We start from the raw sequence: 1,311 nt of genomic DNA on the forward strand, positions 1-1,311 counted from the left end.
TCAAATCGAACGGAAATATGCTTGATCGGCTCATAGTTCCACCTTTTTTGCGCACCAATCTCGCTAAAAGGGTGAATTGATCAGCGCTTCCCTAATTCCCATCGCAACATCGCTAGCAGTAGCATCGTCCGGGATAGCAATTGCATGTTCCGCAAACAGGTCCTTTACCGCCTGCTCGCTTTTTCCCGAGCTTCTAGCGATCGCAGATACCGAAAAGAGGTAATTTTCGATATGCCGTCGACGCCACTTTAAAGCAATATAGCCGACCTGAGCTTTAAACCCGATATCGACTAGCTCAGAGTCCACTGAGTTATCGGCCTCATCGTCACGATCACGTACACTAATAGCCATTAGGTCAGGTATCTCAGCCTTAAGCTGACGATACAATTGCCACCGCTCCGAATGTTTTCCAGTCCAGTACCACGCTACCAAGTTCTTAGGCCACTCCTCACCAAGTCGTTCGCACAGAATCCTCAGAAAGCGCTCATCGCTCACGCCCTCAACAATTAGCATTTTTTTGTATTGGATTAGAGCATGAAGCGATGGGGTATGCGCGGCACCGATCCCGGCCAGAACGCCAATCTTTGCGCCATCATCACCCAAATAACGTCCCGATTTTCCTTTCTTAAGCGCTAGAATTTTGTCGAACTCATACCCCCTAATTAATTCTGTCGAGTGCGTGGCAAGCAATATTTGCTTTTTCTTGTCATCAGCGATCTTACTCAGCCGTGATACAAGCTGCTGTTGCAGCATTGGATGCAGATGAGCATCCGGCTCATCAAGCAATACGACATCAATATCAGGAGAGAGAGCCAGTGCGTAAACACTCAGCCACTGGAGAAAGCCGCTTCCCTCGACCATCAGATCACGGGATGAATAGCTCGGATACCGCTTAAACTGCCCTTCAGAAATCTCACCCTTCACTGATTCGACTCTTAGATAACTATGATATCTCTCATTAAATGGAGTAATTCTTAACTCGGTGCCGAAGGTTTCTTGGAGCGCCTTCTGCAAAAGCTCCCAAGGATCAGTTTCTCGGAGCCGTTTCAAATCAGAACTCTTAAGCTTAGACTGCTCGCCTCTTAATCGATTGCGCTCCAGTTTGTTCGCTTCGTGCAAGTCAAACACAGCGTTCCTAATTACGCCACCAGACAGCCCTTGGCCGATAAGCCGCGTTCGCATTGCAGGTGTCAAACGGGTTTCGCGATCTGTTATGCTGCCGTGGTCTAATTTGCCCGGACACCTCAATAGGTGGAAAATCCACTATCTGAGGAGTTAAAGCATGACGACAAGAAAACGTAAAACATTTGA

The 1,311-nt window shown here is 47.8% G+C and carries 1 protein-coding gene; it reads right to left on the reverse strand.

The features are described 5' to 3' along the window. Nucleotides 1-63 precede the first annotated feature (63 nt). Nucleotides 64-1,128 (reverse strand): AAA family ATPase, encoded by a 1,065-nt coding sequence (locus FHS03_RS27860; RefSeq protein ID WP_183444182.1) that lies wholly within the window; start codon nt 1,126-1,128, stop codon nt 64-66. Between the last annotated feature and the right edge of the window lie 183 nt (nt 1,129-1,311).

Origin of the sequence: Pseudoduganella violacea, from assembly GCF_014191875.1 — a bacterium.
Lineage (GTDB): Bacteria > Pseudomonadota > Gammaproteobacteria > Burkholderiales > Burkholderiaceae_D > Rugamonas > Rugamonas violacea_A.